Source organism: Nocardia otitidiscaviarum NBRC 14405 (assembly GCF_000308635.1).
GTDB lineage: Bacteria > Actinomycetota > Actinomycetes > Mycobacteriales > Mycobacteriaceae > Nocardia > Nocardia otitidiscaviarum.
On the sequence record NZ_BAGD01000097.1, the window covers coordinates 273,296 to 291,223 of the forward strand.

Here is a 17,928-nt window from a genome sequence, read left to right on the forward strand (position 1 = left end):
GGCATGTCCGGAACAGGACACCGCTCAGCGTCGACGCGTCCGGGGCGTGATCCGGTGTTTGGTTCACCGGGCGCACGCCGGGCCGGAAAGGAGCACAGTCATGGCCGAGCAGCGGCTACCCACGCTCATCGATCTGGACGACACCGATCTGACCCTGCGAAACCCGTCCTACGACATCAGGAACCGCACCGTCGTCGATCCGGAGGAGAACGAGGTCGGGGAGGTCGACGGGCTCATCATCGACGAGAACGAGCGACGGGTGCGGTTCATTCGGATCGCATCCGGCGGGGTGCTCGGGTTCGGGCAGACCAAGCGGCTGGTGCCGGTGGAGGCGATCGTCGGGATCGAGGGGAAGTCGGTGCACATCGACCGCACCAGACAGCAGGTCACCGACAGCCAGCCCTACGATCCGCCGCTCGTCGACGCACCCACGTTCTACGAGGCGCTGTACGGACAGTACGGGTACACACCGTTCTGGGCGGCGGGGATGGGGCGCTACCCCACCCCGTGACCCGCGCCGCGCCCACCGCTCACGCGGCGGTCGTCGCGGCCACGATCGCGTCGACGGGATGCGCGGCCCGACGGTGCCGGGCGGTTCTTCGGCCGAATTCAGCTGTACGCCACGCTCATCGCGGCCGGTGCCACCGCTTCGGGTCGCCGCACCGGCGCGTCGTGCGCGGCGGTGGGTTGCGCGGCGGGCGACTGCGCCTGCGCCAGTTCCGCCTGGAGTTCGTGGATGAGACCGGCGGCAATGGCCTGGTTGGGGTGGTCGTCGTGCAGGGCTCGTTCGCAGCGCAGCGCGAGGTCGCGGCGGTCGGTGCCGGGCAGTTCGAGCGGCTGCAACACCACCTCGGCCACGACACCCCGCGAGCGCAGCACCCGGCGAATGGAATCCATCAGGGTGTCGGTGCCGACGAAACCCGGGACCGTGGAGAGTTCACCCGCGCGGTCCAGATAGCGCACGCGAATCGGCTGCACGGGCACCTCGGCGTCGACGGCGGCCTGGAACAGCGCGGGGCGCATGCGACCGCGCCCGCGACCGCACCAGGTGGTGCCCTCGGGGAAAACACCCACGCGCTCACCGGATTTCAGGCGCTCCACCATGGTCTTCACCACGGCGGGCAGGGTGCGTAGATTCTCGCGCTCGATGGGGATGACGCGCACCAGGCGGGCCACATCGCCGAGCAGCGGCCAGTTCACCAGATCCGCGCGGGCCACGAAACCCATGGGCTGTACGGCGCTCAGCACCACGATATCGGTCCAGCCCACATGGTCGGCGACCACCAGCAGACCGCGGCCGACGTGGCCGTCCTCGATCCGGGTCGCGGTATCGGTGCGCGGCGCCCCGGTGACGGCGTCGTACTCGACGCGCACCGGGCCGTCGCCGCGCCGGTCCACGACGCGGACGCGAATGCCGCAGCACGACAGCAGGGTTCGCGCGTAACCGCGCTGCACGGCGGGTCGCCAGCGGCGCGGGGTGGCCAGATAGGCGGCGGGGAAGGTGGACAGCACGGCCGCGAAGGACAGAATGCGTCCGGCGACCCGCAGGGTTCCGGACTCAGCGGTGGCCTCGACGCAGTCGGGACCGCAGGGGCTCGACGGCATCCAGGCGTGCACGGGCGCGGCGGGCGGGCACGACAGCGGTGCCGAACCCGGGGACAGGAAGGCGGGCATCATGGCGGATCACCGGGCATCGAACGTGGCCGCGGCGCTGCGCAACCGGTCCAGGTAGCGGGTGTTCACGGTGGCGAAGCCGAGCAGCGCCACGAAGTCGGCGACACCGAAATCGGGGTCGTGGGCGGGCTCACCGCAGATCTGCGCGCCCAGGCGCAGATACCCGTTGAGCAGCGGCGGCACCTTCGCGCGGGCGGGCGGTTCCAGCTCGTCGAGGGTGCGGCCGTCCACCTCCACCGGGCGGTACGGGTGCACGAAGCGCTCCGGCGTCACCGCGTGGCGGGCGAGCAGCATGTCCCGCACCCCGCGCACGTTCACCCCGGGCTCGTCCTCGGGCGCCAGCCGCATGGGCACCGAGACGCAGCCCATCACCCAGTCGTAGCCGGTGATCTCGATGTAGTGCAGGATGCCCGCCCACATGAGGCTGAGCACCGAACCGTTGCGGTGTTCGGGCATCACGCACGCGCGGCCCATCTCGACGATCCGCTGCCCTTCCGGATCCAGTCCGGTGAGGTCGAATTCGGTGGCGGTGTAGTAGCCGCCGGCGGCGGACACCTTGTGCGGCGGCAGCATTCGGTAGCAGCCCACGAACTCGTCGGTGTGGTTGTCCCGGACCAGCAGGTGATCGCAGTGCTCGTCGAAACGGTCGTGGTCGCGACCGGTACCGTCGTCGGCGATGGTGAAACCGGGCTCGTCGGCGAAGACCCGGTAGCGCAGCCGCTGGGCCACCTCGCGGTGGGCCGCATCGGATTCGACGACCAGGGAGTACCGGGCACGACCCGGGGAGCGGATCGGTTCCGGGGTGGAACATGGCGCGGCGGAGAGCAGGGCGGGAGTCGACGCTGCCTTGGTGGTCATAACGACGATCAAGCCAGGCGCACACTGCGTCGGAGCAACCTGTGGATGGCGAGCCGATGCCAGTCGAGTGAACGTGATCTGGCCCGCACGCGGAGTTCATCGGACGGTCGCTGACCGTTCCCTACCAGGACAAACGCTGGTTTCCCAGGTCGCGATCCGGGTGCGGCGGGACTACGCTTTCGCAATCGAACATACGCCGACCGCCCGGTGACGAACGCCGGGCGGTCGGGTCTGCCGCGCGGTCAGGCCGCGCGTCGGTATTCCGAGATCTCCGGCGCGGCGGGCTTTTCCACCTCGTCGAAGCCGGGCCGCCCGGTACCGATGAAGGCCACCAGCCACGAGAAGACCGCGGCGAAGCGGTTGCGGAAGCCGACCAGGTAGAACAGATGCACCGCCAGCCAGGCGACCCAGGCGACGGTGCCGGTGAACTTGATCTTATCGTTGACCTTGGTGACCGCGCTGAACCGGCTGATCACCGCCATGCTGCCCTTGTCCCAGTACACGAACGGGGTGGCGACCTGCTTCTTGCGGCGGATGATGTCCGCGACGTGGCGACCCTCCTGCATGGCCACCGGCGACTGGCCCGGGTAGCCGTTGAGCGAGGTCATATCGCCGATGGCGTAGATGTCGGCGTGGCCGCCCACGGTGAGGTCGGGATTGACCAATAGTCTTCCGGCACGGTCGGTTTCGCAGCCGGTGGCCTCGGCCAGCAGGCGCGCGAAGCCGCCCGCCTGCACACCGGCCGACCACACCACGGTCTCGGCGGCGATGCCACGCTCCACGCCGTCCTTGCTCTTGACGGTCACCTTGCCGAGTTCGATATCGGTCACGAAGGTGTCCAGCAGCACCTCGACGCCGCTGTCGGCGAGCGAGCGCTTCGCGTATTCCGACAGATTGCCGCCGAAGGGCGGCAGCACCGCACCGGCGCCCTCGACCAGGGTGACCGACACCTCCTGGCGGTAGTGCCGCTTCGACAGCTCCTTCAGCTGGCCCGCGACCTCGACGCCGGTCGCGCCCGCGCCCACCACCACGAAGCTCAGCAGGCGTTCACGGGTGGCCGGATCGGCGTTCTCGGCCATCGCGAAGACATGCTCGATCTGGGCGCGCAGGCGCTTGGCATCGTCGATGGTCTTGAGCGAGAAGGTCTTGTCGGCGAAATCGTCACGGCCGAAGTAGGACTGGCTGGCACCGGTCGCCGCGATGAGCTTGTTGTAGCGGATGCGCCGCAGGCCCTCGGGCGTCTCGTAGGTGAGGACGGCGTCCTCGGCGTCGATTCCGACGACCGTGCCCAGCCTGGCCTCACCGTGCTTGTGGTGACGAATGATGTTCTTGATGGGTGGCGCGATCTCATCGGAGGCCAGCACACCCGTCGCTACCTGGTAGAGCAGCGGCTGGAACAGATGCTCCGGAGTGGCCGAGATGAGAACGTAATCGATCCCCGACTTGTTCAACTGCTTGGCGGCGGCCAAGCCACCGAAGCCCGATCCGACGATGACGACATCAGTGGCTTCGATCCCCGAATCCAAGTACTGCATGACAGCTCCCTTCTGTCATGACTAACCGTGATTCGGAACGTGATTGTTCCAGGGGTCAGGGCGCATAATGTAGATGACTCTTATCTAGGTTGATCATGAATGGAGATCATCGAGTGGAGCTGCGACAGCTGGCGTACTTCGTCGCCGTCTGCGAGGAGCTGAGTTTCAGCCGCGCGGCGACGCGCTGCTTCATCTCCCAGTCGGCCATCAGCCACCAGATCGCTCGACTCGAGCGTGACCTCGGCGTGACCCTCTTCGAACGCTCGACCCGCTCGGTGGTGCCCACCGACGCGACCACCCGGCTACTTCCTCTTGCAAAACAAATGTTGAGTCTGGAATCGGCCATTCGCGCAGCTGTACGGGCTTCCGGGCCACGCATTCGCTTGGCGGCGAACATGTCTTTCGCAACAAGATCACTGTCTGCCATCGCGGGAGCACGCGCCGCGCATCCGGGGGCCGAGATCGAGTTCGTCATCAAACCGTTCCGGCAGCGCATCCAGGCGGTGGCGGACGGGGACTGCGATCTCGCGCTCATTCGCGGCAGTGTGGATCAGCCCGGCCTGACCGTGGAGAAGCTGTGGGTGGAGGACCTGGTCATCGCCACCTCCACCGCCCACCCGCTGGCCGGACGTGCGGATGTCACCTTCGCCGAGCTCGGCTCGTACCCGCTGCTGCTGCCGCCGGAATCCGAGCAGGTGCTGCTGCACAATGTGGTGCGCGCCGCCTTCGCCGACCTGCCCACCGGACCGGCCTACGGACCGCCCATCCCACCGGACCACACGGCCACCATGGAACTCATCAACCGTCCCGACGCCTGGACCGTGCTGTACGCGGACAGTCAGACCGAGGGCATCGCCACGCTGCGACTGGCGGGACGGCCACTGCGGGTGCCGGTCTCGGCGGTCACCCGCAGCGATGTGCGCCGCTCCCCCATTCTGACCACCCTGCTGGCGGCCCTGCACAGCGCCTGACCGCACCCGGTCGGGTCAGCGGTCGGGTCCCTGAGCCGCGTCAGTGGTGGAGTGCCCGCGCCACGGCCAGGTGCAGGCGCAGATCGTCGGGCTCCTCGTCCTCGACCGCCCAGACGATCTCCTCCATGGCGCGCATGAACGCCCAGCCGCGGGCGCGTTCCGGGTCGATGTCCAGGCCCGCCGCCGTGCGCGCGACGACCTCGCGGGCGTGCGCGGGGGTGGGGTCGCTCTGCACCTGGATCATGATCAGGAAGCCCGCGTCGAAGGCGGCCTCGCCGAGGTATGCCTTGGGGTCGATGAGCAGCCAGGGTTCGCGTTCGGCCGCCACGATATTGCCGAGGTGGGTGTCGCGGTTGACCACCAGCAGCGGGCCGTGCGGGACCGCCAGGTGTTCGCACCAGTCCAGTGCCGACCGCCGCAGCGGTGCCGGAATCACCTGCGCCACCTCGGGTTCGGGGTCGGTGAACAGCTCGACCCATTCCTTCACCATGCCGGTGGCCTCGGGGAGGGGCGGGAAGTGATCGGGAATGCCGGTGGGCGCGCGGCGCAGTCCCCGGTACAGCGCGCAGGCCAGGTCGATCTTGTCGACGTGCTCCGGTTCGCCCTCGAGACTCGGGAAACCCGGTTGTTCCAGCAGCGGCGTGCCGGGGCGAGCCCATTCCAACAGCATGGCACCGGAATTCGGATCGAACTCGTAGAGCCGCACCGCGCCGTCACCCCGATAGCAGTGCAGTCCGGCGGCTTCGCCGATGTTCTCCGGATCGACCACCGGAATCTTGAGCACCGCCACACTGGCGTCGGCGCGGCGCACCGGCGCGACCCACGAGTGGGTGCCGCCGCCGAAGGCATCGCCGATCACCTCCAGTTCCCATGCGGCACAGCGTTCTTCGATCACCGTGGGCAGATCCGCCAACCAGCGTTCTCCGCGTTCTTCGAAGATCTCACGGATGTTCTCGGCGACATCGTCGGGCACAGTCACCCCGTCAGCCTCTCATTGCATCGGCGCGGACCGGCCATTCGACCTACGCTGGCTTCGTGAGCTCCGAGAATCTGCGGGCGTCCGACGCGGACCGCGAGAAGATCGTCAACCGGCTGCGGCTTGCCATGGACGAGGGCCGCCTCAGCCTCCACGAGTTCGACGAACGCCTGCAACAAGTCTACGCCGCCAAGACGCACGGCGACCTGGTCCCGCTGACCTCGGACCTGCCCGCACAGCGACCCGAATGCGGCACCCGCCCGGCCGATACCGGCATCCCCACCTGGATCAAGATCATGTGGACGCCCTGGGTCTTCGTGAACCTGCTGTGCGTGGTGATCTGGCTGGCGACCGGCCTGGGCTACTTCTGGCCCTTCTGGGTGATGGCCCCCTGGGGCCTGGCCCTGCTCATCCCCACCACCATCGGCATCATCACGGCCCGCGACCAGCGCCGCCGCGCGCGATAGCCACGATCCGTCCGATCAGGGAACGTCGATCGGTGTCTCATGCACCGATCGCCACATATGCCGCTGCCCGTCGGTCACCAGCACGGCGGTCACCCACCGCCGCGTCGTCATCTCCCCCACCGTGTTCCCGGCGATGAACCGCACCACCACCAGCCCCGGACGCCGCGCGATCTCCCCTACCTCCGACACCTCGATCCGCAAGCCCGGCTGGGCATTGCGCGCCGACCACAGCCCCGACAGCAGCGTCTCCCGATCCACGAGCTGCCCGGTCGTCACCACCGAGGTGAAGCCCTCGTCCAGCACAGCGGAGATCCGATCGAACACCTTGGGCGGGGCATCGGAACCGAGCCACTCGGCCAAATCCCAGTGCAGCTCCGCGACAACCTCGGAAGGATCGAGACACACTGCCGCCTCGCGGTTCTCAGCGACGACAGCCTCGGCCTTCCTCCGCCGAGGATCGAACAGACCACGCACCATTCCCCCTGAAAGCGCAACTCGCCAAATCAGATCGCTCACGCGACAACTGATTTGGCGAGTAGAGGGTAACTCGTCGGGTACCGGCTGACCCGACGCCGCCGCACCTACGGCGAGTCGGCGACGCGACGGATCACGCCGCCGACCCACCCGCACAATACGCGGAGAGGCGGACCAGCCCTCAGCCCTTGTGGGCCTTCACGGCCTCGGTCAGCTGCGGGGCGACGTTGAACAGGTCGCCGACGATGCCGTAGTCGCTGATCTCGAAGATCGGGGCCTCTTCGTCCTTGTTGACGGCCACGATGGTCTTCGAGGTCTGCATGCCGGCGCGGTGCTGGATGGCACCGGAGATGCCGAGGGCGATGTACAGCTGCGGGGAGACCGTCTTGCCGGTCTGGCCCACCTGGAACTGGCCCGGGTAGTAGCCGGAGTCGACGGCCGCGCGGGACGCGCCGACGGCGGCACCGAGGGCGTCGGCGAGCGGCTCGACGACCTTGCCGAAGTTGTCGGCCGAGCCGACGCCGCGGCCACCGGAGACCACGATGGCGGCCTCGGTGAGCTCCGGACGGTCGCCGCCGACGATCGGCTCGCGAGCGGTGACCTTGACGACGCCCTCTTCCTGCGCGGGCACCTCGACGGCGACCTTCTCACCGGCGCCGTTCTGCGGGGCGGCCTCGATGGCACCCGGGCGCACCGAGATCACCGGCACGTCGCCGGTGGCCTTGGCGTCGACGGTGAACGCGCCACCGAAGATGGAGTGCACGGCCGAGCCGTCACCGTTCACGGCGATGACGTCGACCAGCAGGCCGGAGCCGATGCGGGCGGCGAGGCGGCCCGACACCTCCTTGCCCTCGGCGGTGGCGGCGACCAGGATCGCGGCCGGGGAGGCGGACTCGGACAGTCCGGCCAGCACGTCGACCTTCGGGGTCACCAGGAAGCCCTCGGCGTCGTCGGACTCGGCGACGTAGATCTTCTCGGCGCCGGCGGCGGCCAGGGCGTCACCCAGCTTGTCGGCGGTGCCGGGGGCGGCGACCACGACGGCGGCCGGGGTGCCCAGCGAACGGGCAGCGGTGAGGAGTTCGGTGGTGACCTTCTTGGGGGCACCTTCGGCGTGCTCCACGAGCACGAGTACTTCTGCCATTTGCTTTCTCTCCTGAAGTTCGTAGTGCTCGGGGGGCTGTCAGATGACCTTCTGGCCGACCAGGTAGGTGGCGATCTGGTTGCCGCCCTCGCCCTCGTCGACGATCTTCTCGCCCGCCGTGCGCGGCGGCTTCGGGGTCACACCGGTCACCTGGGTGCCGGCGTTCGCAACGCCCACGGTCTCCGGGTCCACGCCCAGGTCGGCCAGGGTGAAGGTCTGCACTTCCTTCTTCTTGGCGGCCATGATGCCCTTGAAGGACGGGAAGCGCGGCTCGTTGATCTTCTCGTTGACCGAGACGATGGCCGGGAGGCCGGCCTCCAGCCTGAACACGCCCTCGTCGGTCTCGCGCTCGCCGGTGACCTTGTCGCCGTCGACGGTCAGCTTGCGCAGGTGGGTCAGCTGCGGCAGACCCAGGTACTCGGCGACGATGGCCGGGACGGCGCCGGCGCGACCATCGGTGGACTCGTTACCGGCGATGACCAGCTCGACACCCTCGATCTGGCCCAATGCGGCGGCGAGGATGTAAGCGGTCTGCACGGCGTCGGAGCCGTGGATGGCGTCATCCTGGATGTGGATGGCCTTGTCGGCGCCCATGGACAGCGCCTTGCGGATGGCCTCGGTGGCACGCGCGGGACCCGCGGCCAGGACGGTGACCTCGCCGCCCTGCGCCTCCTTGATCAGCAGCGCCTCTTCGACGGCACGCTCGTTGATCTCGTCGAGGATGGCGTCGGCGGCCTCGCGGTCGAGGGTGTAGTCACCGTCGGTCAGCTTGCGCTCGGACCAGGTGTCGGGAACCTGCTTGATCAGTACGACGATGTTCGGCATTGGTCTTCGTCGACCTCCTGTTCTGGTGGCACTGGGGTGTGGCGGTCGCACGACTGCCCACATGTGTAGCTCGGCCAGGACATTACCCTACGTTAAGTTACTCGTGGGTAACTTAGGCTGTGATGTTTTGCATGACCCCCCTCCGACGCCGAGTGTGATACAGGCAACCGCTAACGTCGGACGGGTGAGCGATGCCGTTGTATCCCCCGAAGACCACGCCGATCCCCTGCCGCTGACCGGCGAGCGGACGGTGCCCGGCATCGCCGAGGAGAACTACTGGTTCCGTCGCCACGAAATCGCTTACGCCCGACTGCTGCCGCGCTGCGCCGGAAAGACCGTGCTCGAGGCCGGAAGCGGAGAAGGCTACGGGGCCAACATGATCGCCGATGTGGCCGCGCGTGTCATCGGGCTGGACTACGACGACTCCGCGGTCGCGCACGTGCGGGCCAAATACCCACGGGTGGAGATGATCCAGGGCAATCTGGCCGCACTGCCGCTCGAGGACGCCTCGGTCGATGTGGTGGTGAACTTCCAGGTCATCGAACACCTCTGGGATCAGGCGCAATTCGTGCGCGAATGCCTGCGGGTACTGCGCCCCGGCGGCGAACTGCTGATCAGCACCCCCAACCGCATCACCTTCTCCCCCGGACGCGATACGCCGCTCAATCCTTTCCACACCCGGGAACTCCATGCCGCCGAACTCACCGAACTGCTTGTCGAGGCCGGTTTCCGGGTCGATGTCATGAACGGTGTGTTCCACGGCGCGACGCTGGCCGCGCTGGACGAGAAGTGGGGCGGGTCGATCATCGACGCGCAGATCGAGCGGGCGCTCGCCGGACAGCCGTGGCCCGCGGACCTGGCGGCCGATGTGGCGGCGGTGTCCATCGACGACTTCGATCTGCTCGCCGACTCCGAATCCGATATCGACGCCAGCCTCGACCTGGTCGCCATCGCGGTGAAGCCGTGAGCGCGAAGTCCACGGTTCCGGGCCAGTTCACGCTGGTCCTGCATTCGCATCTGCCCTGGCTGGCCCATCACGGGCGCTGGCCGGTCGGCGAGGAGTGGCTGTACCAGTCCTGGGCCGCCTCCTATCTGCCGGTGGCGCGGGTGTTGCGAAACCTTGCCGCGGAAGGCCGTTCGCATCTGCTGAGCCTGGGCATCACCCCCGTGCTGGCGGCGCAGCTGGACGACCCGCACTGCCTGTCCGGCATGCACCACTGGCTGGGCAACTGGCGGCTGCGTGCCGACGAAGCCGCCATGAATGGGAATACCGCCCTCGGCGCGCACGAACACCGGCTCGCCACGGCGGCGCTCGCGGATTTCGAGACGCGCTGGCGGCACGGGGCGTCGCCGGTGTGGCGCGAACTCATCGACGCCGACGCCATCGAACTGCTGGGCGGGCCGCTGGCCCATCCTTTCCAGCCGCTGCTGGACCAGCGGCTGCGCGCCTATCAGCTCGGCGAGGGTCTCGCCGACGCGCGGCAGCGCTGGGGACATACGCCCGCGGGCATCTGGGCTCCCGAATGCGGATTCACCCCCGGCATGGAGCGGGACTACGCGGCGGCCGGGATCTCGCATTTCCTGTGCGACGGACCGGCGCTGCGCGGTGACACCACCCTCGGGCGGCCGGTGTGGGACTCCGACGTGGTGGTGTTCGGCCGCGATCTGCACGTTTCGTACCGCGTGTGGTCGCCGAAATCCGGCTACCCGGGTCAGCCCTACTACCGTGATTTCCATCACTACGATCACGCCACCGGGCTCAAGCCCGCGCGGGTCACGGGCAAGACCGTGGCCGGGCCGGACAAGGCTCCCTACGATCCGGAACTCGCCGCCGCGGCCGTCGACCGCGATGTGGCGGACTTCGTGGAGACGGTGCGTGAACGCCTGATCGCGGAGTCCGAGCGCATCGGCCGCCCCGCCCTCGTGGTGGCCGCCTTCGACACCGAACTGTTCGGCCACTGGTGGCACGAGGGGCCGCAGTGGCTGGAGAAAGTGCTGCGCGCACTGCCCGAGGCCGGGATCACCGTCGGCACCCTCACCGACGCCCGCGACCGTGGTTACGTGGGCGAACGCGTCGAACTGGCCGACTCGTCGTGGGGTTCGGGCAAGGACTGGCGGGTGTGGGCCGGGGACCAGGTGCGCGATCTGGTCGACCTCAACGCCGAGATCGTGCGGCTGGCCCTGGACACCCTGGACAAGATGCGCACCGATCAGGACGGCCTGCGCGATTCGGTGGCCGATCAACTGCTGCGGGAGGCCGTGCTCACCGTCTCCAGCGACTGGGCGTTCATGGTGTCGAAGGATTCGGCGGCCGGATACGCCCGCGATCGCGCCCATCAGCACGCCCACGCCGTCCGCGAGATCGCGGCCGCCGTTTCGGCCGGGCAACTCGCCAAAGCCGGGCAGTTGGCGGCAGGATGGAGCGCGGCCGACGGACTCTTCCCGGCGCTGGACGCGCGCCGACTCGGCCCCGCCGCCCTAGAAGGACATTGATGAAGATCTTGATGGTGTCGTGGGAGTACCCACCCGTCGTTGTCGGCGGGTTGGGCCGTCACGTCCACCACCTGGCCACCGAACTCGCCGCCGCCGGACACGAGGTGGTGGTGCTGGCCCGTCGGCCCATGGGCACCGACGCGAGTACCCACCCCACCCACTCCTTCGTGGAGGACGGCGTCCTGGTGGTGGCGGTGGCCGAGGATCCGCCGTGCTTCGACTTCGGCGAGGACATGCTGGCCTGGACGCTGGCCATGGGGCACGCCATGGTGCGGGCCGGGGTGGCGCTCACCAAACCCGGGATCGGCGAGGGCTGGGCGCCGGATGTGGTGCACGCCCACGACTGGCTGGTCGCGCATCCGGCCATCGCGCTGGCCGAGTTCTACGATGTGCCACTGGTTTCCACCATTCACGCCACCGAGGCCGGGCGGCACAGCGGCTGGGTGTCGGGCCGGGTCAACCGGCAGGTGCATTCGGTGGAATGGTGGCTGGCGCACGAATCCGACGCGCTCATCACCTGTTCGGCCTCCATGCGGGAGGAGGTGGAGCGCCTCTACAACCCGGAGCGCACCCCGCTCACCGTCATCCGCAACGGTATCGACGTGGGCGCGTGGACTTTCCGGGAACGCGCACCCCGCTCGGGTCCGCCGCGCCTGCTGTACGTCGGCCGCCTGGAATACGAGAAGGGCGTGCAGGACGCCATCGCCGCCCTGCCTCGCATCCGGAAGGCGCATCCCGGAACGACGTTGACCATCGCCGGGGTCGGCACCCAGTTCGACTGGCTGCGCGAGCGTGCCCGGGCGCACCGCGTGGCCCGCGCCGTCAACTTCGCCGGACGGCTGGACCACACCGATCTGCTGGGCTGGCTGCACAGCGCCGACGCCATCGTGCTGCCCAGCCGCTATGAGCCTTTCGGCATCGTGGCGCTGGAGGCGGCCGCCGCCGGCACCCCGCTGGTGACCTCCACCGCGGGCGGCCTCGGCGAACTGGTCACCGACGGCGTCACCGGCGCGTCCTTCGCGCCCGCCGACGTCAACGGCCTGGTAGACGCGGTGGTCTCGGTCCTCGACGACCAGCCCGCCGCCCAGGACCGCGCCTGGGCCGCCCGCGAACGCCTCACCGCCGATTTCGCCTGGGATGTGGTCGCCGCCGAAACCGCCCTGGTCTACCAGGCCGCCAAACGCCGCGTCCGCACCCCACTGTCGCGCCCGGCGATCGTGGAACGCCCCCTCCCGGAACGCGACCCGAACCAGCCGTACTGACTCCGGCGGTGCGCACCGATCGCGCGCACCACGGTTCATCGTCGCGAATAGGTGAGCCCGATCCCGGCGATGAGCAAGGCGAGCCCCACGCCGACAGCCGCGATGAGATTGCCGAAGTAGGCGGCCACGCCGATTCCGACGATCAGTGCCACCGCGAACGCGATCCATTCGACCGCCGTCGGCCGTCGATCCGGTATACGCAACCCCGCACCTCGCTTCCGCTCGGTTTTCGGTCGTCAGTCACTCGACTACCCGGTCCGAGCGGTCCGACACCACATCAGCCGTCGACGGCACCGGCGCGGGCGGCCTCAGCGCACCACACCGGCCGCGCGGGCGGCGGTGAGCCAGGCGGGGAATTCGCCGAGCAGCCGGGCGTAGAGTTCGGCGTCATCGATGCGGTCGATATCGTCGACGGCGAAGAATCCGGCATTGTCGACCAGGCGGCCGTCGAGTTCGTCGAGTGTGCGCAACAGCCCGTAGTTTGCCTGTCCCAGGCCGACGAACTGCCAGAACGCGGGCAGTGCCGCGGCCTCGCGCATCAGGCGCGCGATCCTCGACTTCTCGGAGAAGCCGCCGTCGGTGAAGAACAGCACCAGAGTCGGTGCGTCGCCGGGCCGCAGGGTGGACATGACCTCGCTGATGATCGGGATCTCGTTGTTCGACGCCCCGATCGGCTTGTAGTCGATACCACCGTGGGTGCCGTAGACGTGCAAGTAGGTGTCCGACCACGACTCGGCCTGGTCCACGGTCACATCCGGCAGGCGCAGAAAGGATTTCGCGTACAGGTACGGCTCCAGCACACCGTCGTCGTCGAGCTGGATGGCCACCGGGATCATGCGCCGCACCACACGGTGCACCACCTTGTCACGATAGAGCCGCAGCATGCTGCCGGTCTTGTCGATGACCAGCACCACCCGCGCCCGCTCCGCCGCGGCCTGCTTCACCAGCAGCACCTTGGCCACTTCGCGCTTGCTCAGATCGAGCCGCTGCCGATGCTCGGCCGACAGCCGCGCCTCACCGGGAACCGAGCGCACCACCGGCTGCTCCGCCGGGGGCGCATCGTCCACCGTCACACCGTGATCGGTGACCAGCGCCGCGAACCCGCCCGCGTATCCCTGGCCGACCGCCCGCACCTTCCAGGCCGGGCCACGGCGGTAGAGCTCGACCGCGATCACCACGGATTCAGTGGTCAAACCCTCGATCGCGTACTCGTACAGCGGATTTCCGGTCGTGTCCCGGATGCTTGCCACGGGTGCGCCATGACGCCCGAAGGTATCGTCCGCGTCACCGAGGGTGAGCACCACACGCACGGCGTCCACGTCGGCGGGCACAGCTCCGAGCGCGAACGACAGTTCTCCGCCGGCTTCCGACAGCCGTACGCCGGGTCCGTGTGGCTGGTTGAAGAAGACGAAGTCGTCGTCGGAGCGCACGCGCCGATCACCGGTGAGCAGCAGGGCCGCGATGTCGACCGCGGTATCGGTGCGCACCGCGACCGCCAACTCGGCGACCGGCAGCGCCGCGTTCTGCCCCTTCGTCAGTGCTTGCGCCACAGCCACTCCAGATGTCGGTTCCCGATGAACCCGCGCAGCGTAACCGTCCCCGGCCCGCTATGTCCTGGCAAGCTCCAACCCGGCCGCCGCCCCTGGATCGAGTTCGGTGTGCGGCAGCGGGTTCGCGAGTAGCCAGCGGCGGAAGGATTCGTCGTTGAACTGGTAGTAGCCGCCGCCGGCGCGGAGCAGGCCGGCGCGGTGGGCCCAGTTCAGGAATTCGGTGGGGCGGGCGCTGAACTGGTCGCTGCCGAGTAGGACCAGACAGGCGCAGAGGTAGCGGACGCGGCGGACCACGGTGCTGCCGCCGCCCACCACCAGGGCCGCGACCACCACGGTGAACAGGGCCAGGTGCAGGCCGGAGCCCTGGGTCGCGATCACCCAGGCGAGATAGCCGGTCACCAGCAGGGCCGCGGCGGTCAGCAGCAGCACCCAGCCGGTCCGGCCCCACCGGAACAGCCAGCGGTAGTCGGCGGCGGGGGCGAGGAAGCGGCTCTCCAGGATCGGGCCGAGGAAGGCCAGTAGGGCGGCGAGCAGCGCGGCTATCGGCCAGACTCCCGCCACCCCGGCCATGCCGTGGCCGACCAGCAGGATCACCCGGTCGTGCAGCCAGTGCGTGGGCGCGTCGGCGGCGATGGCGGCGGCCTGGGCCACGGTGACCGCCAGCCCGACCACGAAACCCGTTGCGGCGAACCGCGTCGCACGCTCGACCAGACGGGAGGTGCTGCCCGACCAGCCGCGCGCCGCCACCGCCGCCGCGGCGATGGCGGAGACGGCCAAGCCGATGGCGAGGGTACGGGCCGACTCCATGGGTCGGTAGTTCCACCAGGCGATATCGACCGCCAGGGCCACCACCAACCCGGCGAACAGGGCCGTCGCGCCCACCCGGGCGGGCACGCTCGCCACCGGCGACCACGACTGCCGGGTCCAGGTCGGCGCCGCACTCACCACCCCGCACAGCAGGGCCAGCGGGATCAGCAGCGGATCGAGTTCGAAAGCCGGTGCCGCGCACGACCATCCGAACAGGCCGAACAGGCCCGCACCGGAGGAGGTGGGCAGGCAGGCGTAGCGCGTGGTCAGGATGCCGTAGGCGTAGCCGAGCAGAACGAAGCCGAGGACCGCGGCGAGCGTGGCGTGCAGCAGGCGCGACCGCCTGCCGACCAGCTCCCAGATATCGTCACGGCCGAATACGGTGTCGAGCCGACCGGAGCGCGGTCGCGTGCCCAGGTAGCGCGCGAGGCTGTGCAGCCAACGATGCACGTGCGCTTCGGAATAGGCATTGTCACCACCCGCGCGCGCGGTGGTGTCGACCGCCGCGCCCAGCACCGCGGAATGCAGCAGCGACGACACCTCGGCCTCGCTGCCCGCACAGGCCAGCCGCACGATGTCGTCGGCATCGGTGCGCCGCAGGTAGCTGACGGCGAGGGTGAAACGCAGTGGGGTGCGCAGGGATCGGGCCAGCGGGCCGTCCGGGCTCTCCACCAGCCGCCACACCACCGGCTTCCAGGTATCGCTGTCGTAGCTGGGATCGACCCGCATCTCGTTGAGCCGCTCCAGCACCGTCTGGGTGCCGATGGGCTGGAGTTCGATCACCGTCGCCGCACTCAGCGCCGCGCGGTCGGCGCGCAGCCGCTGATAGACGTCGGCGTCGCAGCCGAGCACCACCGGGCGGTCCGTCCATTCGTCGCCGTCGAGCTGTTCGATCGCGCGGCGCAGCCGAATCGGTTCGCGCCCCGGCACATCCATGGCGTCGGCGCGTTCCAGCAGCGGCAGGATCGCACCGCCCTCCACCAGTCGCCGCACCACCATCGTACGCAGTCCGTAGTCGCGGGCGATGCGCTCGGCGAGCCAGCCGGTCAGGCTGCGCGTCAACGGGTTCCAGGTGGAGGCGTCCACCCGCACCGGGATCGGACCGCGGTCCGCGACCGGAAGGCCGTCGCGTTCGGCGTGCAGGGCGAGTAGCAGACCGAGCAGGGTGACGGCCTTGCCCGCGCCCGGCTCACCCAGAATCACCAGGCGGCCACCGGTGCGCCGCGGATAGTATTCGCCGATGCGCCGCACGGTGCGAATGGCCGGATCCTCGTATTCGGCTTCGGGAGCCCAACTTTCGAAGCGAATTCGGTCATACTCGACACTTCGGTCGAATTCGGCGCGCGACATCCAGAGCAGGGTCAGATTCTCCTGTTCCCGCTCTCGCACCGCTCGGGCCAGGTCCTCGGCCCAGCGAACCAACAAGGATCTACCCCCTTGCTCGAACGATCACCCCTACGCACGCCGCACTGCTGCGCGACAGCATGCCATATATTCCCCCGGCACAGCAGCAGGGTTGCGTTGTAAATCAACCCTTTTCGAATTGGTCAGGAATCCATTTTCTTCAGCACGCGCTGCACCGTGAGAAATGTGCGCGTGGTGACATCCTTGCCGTACTGCCGCTCCAGCCACGCCATGAACCCGGCGCCGTTCGGCGCGCTGTTGTCCACCACCCACAGCACCGCCCGCGCCGCCGCATCGTAGCCGACGACCCGGACGGTCGCGTCGAGATCACCGGGCGCAGGCGGCGGCGGGGTGTCGCCGCGTAGGAAGGTGACGGTCAGATAGGTCTCGCGACAGTGTGTCAGTCCCTCGAAGGGATCGGCGTCGACCAGCCTCCGCAATTCCCCGTACTCGCGCAGCAGGGTGCCGCCACCGATGCCGAGCTCATCGCGCAACGCCTCCTGGATGCGGGATTCCAGGGCGGCCACATCGGTCTCCGCACTGCGAAAGACGATATTGCCGCTGGAGAGCACCGAGGCGACACCCTCGAAACCGAGACCCTCGAACACCCCGCGCAACTTCTCATTGCGCATATTCGGGTTGCTCGGCATGATCCCGCGCAGGAAGGCGGCATAGCGATTCATGCCGCCGAACCTACCGGGGCGCACCGACACTCAGGAGGCGGCGACGCCGTTCTTCTTGCGCTCGATATCGGCCAGCGCGGCCAGTTGCGCGGCGCGGGCATCGGCGGCGGCGTCCCACGCCTCCTTGCGGTTCTTGACCGCCCTGGCGGGCGCGCCCACGGCAATGCTGTAGTCCGGGATATCACCCTTGACCACGGCGTGCGCGCCCAGCACACAGCCGCGGCCCACCCGGGTCTCGCGCAGCACGGTGACCTTGGCGGCGATCCAGGTGTCGGGGCCGATGCGGACCGGGCTCTTCACGATGCCCTGGTCCTTGATGGGCATGCCGATATCGTCCATGCGGTGGTCGAAGTCGCAGATGTAGCACCAGTCCGCGACCAGGGTGGATTCGCCGATCTCGATATCCAGGTAGGTGTTGACGACATTGTCCTTGCCGAACACCACCTTGTCGCCGATGCGCAGCGAACCCTCGTGGCAGCGCAGCGCGTTGCCGTCCCCGATATGCACCCAGCGGCCGATCTCCATGCGGCCCAGCTCCGGCGTCGCGTGGATTTCCACATTGCGGCCGAGAAACACCATTCCGCGCAACACGATGTGCGGATTGGCCAGCTTGAACTTGAACAGGCGGTAGTACCGCACCAGATACCAGGGCGTGTACGCGCGATTGGCGAGCACCCACTTGAGCGATGCCAAGGTCAGAAAACGCGCCTGCTCCGGATCCCGGCGCCGCGACCCCCGCCACCGCGAGCGCAACGGTGCGCCCCACATGCTCGTCACGAACTGCTCCTGTGTTTCCTGGCGCCGCCTG

At 68.8% G+C, this 17,928-nt stretch carries 18 protein-coding genes; 6 read left to right on the plus strand and 12 right to left on the minus strand.

Annotated features, from left to right (window positions below):
• The first annotated feature begins 100 nt into the window (after positions 1 to 100).
• Positions 101 to 511, plus strand: coding sequence for a PRC-barrel domain-containing protein (locus ON31_RS21995; protein WP_029927384.1), 411 nt, complete (start codon positions 101 to 103; stop codon positions 509 to 511).
• Positions 512 to 609: 98 nt separating this feature from the next.
• On the opposite strand, the gene ON31_RS22000 is transcribed toward ON31_RS21995, so the two are convergent.
• The 3 genes from ON31_RS22000 to ON31_RS22010 form a co-directional block, all read right to left on the minus strand.
• Positions 610 to 1,674: a lysophospholipid acyltransferase family protein gene (locus tag ON31_RS22000; protein WP_051037594.1), complete on the minus strand. Its 1,065-nt coding sequence runs from the start codon at positions 1,672 to 1,674 to the stop codon at positions 610 to 612.
• Between the two features lie 9 nt (positions 1,675 to 1,683).
• Positions 1,684 to 2,532, minus strand: a complete 849-nt coding sequence (locus tag ON31_RS22005; RefSeq protein WP_039816245.1) for a GNAT family N-acetyltransferase — start codon at positions 2,530 to 2,532, stop codon at positions 1,684 to 1,686.
• Between the two features lie 242 nt (positions 2,533 to 2,774).
• Positions 2,775 to 4,067, minus strand: coding sequence for an NAD(P)/FAD-dependent oxidoreductase (locus tag ON31_RS22010; protein WP_039816247.1), 1,293 nt, complete (start codon positions 4,065 to 4,067; stop codon positions 2,775 to 2,777).
• Positions 4,068 to 4,180: 113 nt separating this feature from the next.
• Between ON31_RS22010 and ON31_RS22015 the strand changes: the two genes are divergently transcribed.
• Complete coding sequence (locus ON31_RS22015; protein WP_039816249.1) at positions 4,181 to 5,038, plus strand: LysR family transcriptional regulator; 858 nt, start codon at positions 4,181 to 4,183, stop codon at positions 5,036 to 5,038.
• Positions 5,039 to 5,078: 40 nt separating this feature from the next.
• On the opposite strand, the gene ON31_RS22020 is transcribed toward ON31_RS22015, so the two are convergent.
• Entirely contained in the window at positions 5,079 to 6,017 is a 939-nt protein-coding gene (locus tag ON31_RS22020) for an aminoglycoside phosphotransferase family protein (RefSeq protein ID WP_039816251.1), read from the minus strand.
• 56 nt (positions 6,018 to 6,073) lie between these two features.
• Between ON31_RS22020 and ON31_RS22025 the strand changes: the two genes are divergently transcribed.
• On the plus strand, positions 6,074 to 6,481 hold the full coding sequence (locus tag ON31_RS22025) for a DUF1707 domain-containing protein (protein WP_051037580.1): 408 nt from the start codon (positions 6,074 to 6,076) through the stop codon (positions 6,479 to 6,481).
• Between the two features lie 15 nt (positions 6,482 to 6,496).
• On the opposite strand, the gene ON31_RS22030 is transcribed toward ON31_RS22025, so the two are convergent.
• From ON31_RS22030 to ON31_RS22040, 3 genes are all read right to left on the minus strand, one after another.
• A complete protein-coding gene (locus ON31_RS22030; RefSeq protein WP_039816253.1) occupies positions 6,497 to 6,886 on the minus strand; it encodes a hypothetical protein in 390 nt (129 codons plus the stop codon).
• Positions 6,887 to 7,136: 250 nt separating this feature from the next.
• Positions 7,137 to 8,096, minus strand: coding sequence for an electron transfer flavoprotein subunit alpha/FixB family protein (locus tag ON31_RS22035; RefSeq protein WP_039816256.1), 960 nt, complete (start codon positions 8,094 to 8,096; stop codon positions 7,137 to 7,139).
• Positions 8,097 to 8,135: 39 nt separating this feature from the next.
• Positions 8,136 to 8,921 carry an electron transfer flavoprotein subunit beta/FixA family protein gene (locus ON31_RS22040; RefSeq protein WP_039816258.1) on the minus strand — a complete coding sequence of 262 codons (786 nt, stop codon included), beginning with the start codon at positions 8,919 to 8,921 and terminating at the stop codon, positions 8,136 to 8,138.
• 184 nt (positions 8,922 to 9,105) lie between these two features.
• On the opposite strand from ON31_RS22040, the gene ON31_RS22045 reads away from it, so the two are divergent.
• Genes ON31_RS22045 through ON31_RS22055 form a run of 3 tightly spaced genes read left to right on the plus strand, consistent with a single transcriptional unit; the run spans position 9,106 to position 12,676 of the window.
• Positions 9,106 to 9,888 carry a class I SAM-dependent methyltransferase gene (locus tag ON31_RS22045; protein WP_255222199.1) on the plus strand — a complete coding sequence of 261 codons (783 nt, stop codon included), beginning with the start codon at positions 9,106 to 9,108 and terminating at the stop codon, positions 9,886 to 9,888.
• A complete protein-coding gene (locus ON31_RS22050; protein WP_039816262.1) occupies positions 9,885 to 11,414 on the plus strand; it encodes a 1,4-alpha-glucan branching protein domain-containing protein in 1,530 nt (509 codons plus the stop codon). Before ON31_RS22045 ends, ON31_RS22050 begins: the two co-directional genes overlap by 4 nt.
• Positions 11,414 to 12,676, plus strand: a complete 1,263-nt coding sequence (locus ON31_RS22055) for a glycosyltransferase family 4 protein (protein WP_039816264.1) — start codon at positions 11,414 to 11,416, stop codon at positions 12,674 to 12,676. Before ON31_RS22050 ends, ON31_RS22055 begins: the two co-directional genes overlap by 1 nt.
• A gap of 35 nt (positions 12,677 to 12,711) precedes the next feature.
• Here ON31_RS22055 and ON31_RS36860 read toward each other — a convergent pair whose 3' ends face one another.
• The 5 genes from ON31_RS36860 to ON31_RS22075 all read right to left on the minus strand — a co-directional run bounded on the left by ON31_RS36860 (position 12,712) and on the right by ON31_RS22075 (position 17,897).
• A complete protein-coding gene (locus ON31_RS36860; protein WP_157533747.1) occupies positions 12,712 to 12,879 on the minus strand; it encodes a hypothetical protein in 168 nt (55 codons plus the stop codon).
• Between the two features lie 105 nt (positions 12,880 to 12,984).
• Positions 12,985 to 14,226 (minus strand): vWA domain-containing protein, encoded by a 1,242-nt coding sequence (locus ON31_RS22060; protein WP_039816265.1) that lies wholly within the window; start codon positions 14,224 to 14,226, stop codon positions 12,985 to 12,987.
• A 57-nt stretch (positions 14,227 to 14,283) separates the two neighbouring features.
• A complete protein-coding gene (locus ON31_RS22065; RefSeq protein ID WP_039816266.1) occupies positions 14,284 to 16,458 on the minus strand; it encodes an NACHT domain-containing protein in 2,175 nt (724 codons plus the stop codon).
• 122 nt (positions 16,459 to 16,580) lie between these two features.
• Positions 16,581 to 17,120: a DUF1697 domain-containing protein gene (locus tag ON31_RS22070; protein WP_039816425.1), complete on the minus strand. Its 540-nt coding sequence runs from the start codon at positions 17,118 to 17,120 to the stop codon at positions 16,581 to 16,583.
• Between the two features lie 30 nt (positions 17,121 to 17,150).
• A complete protein-coding gene (locus ON31_RS22075; protein ID WP_039816267.1) occupies positions 17,151 to 17,897 on the minus strand; it encodes an acyltransferase in 747 nt (248 codons plus the stop codon).
• Between the last annotated feature and the right edge of the window lie 31 nt (positions 17,898 to 17,928).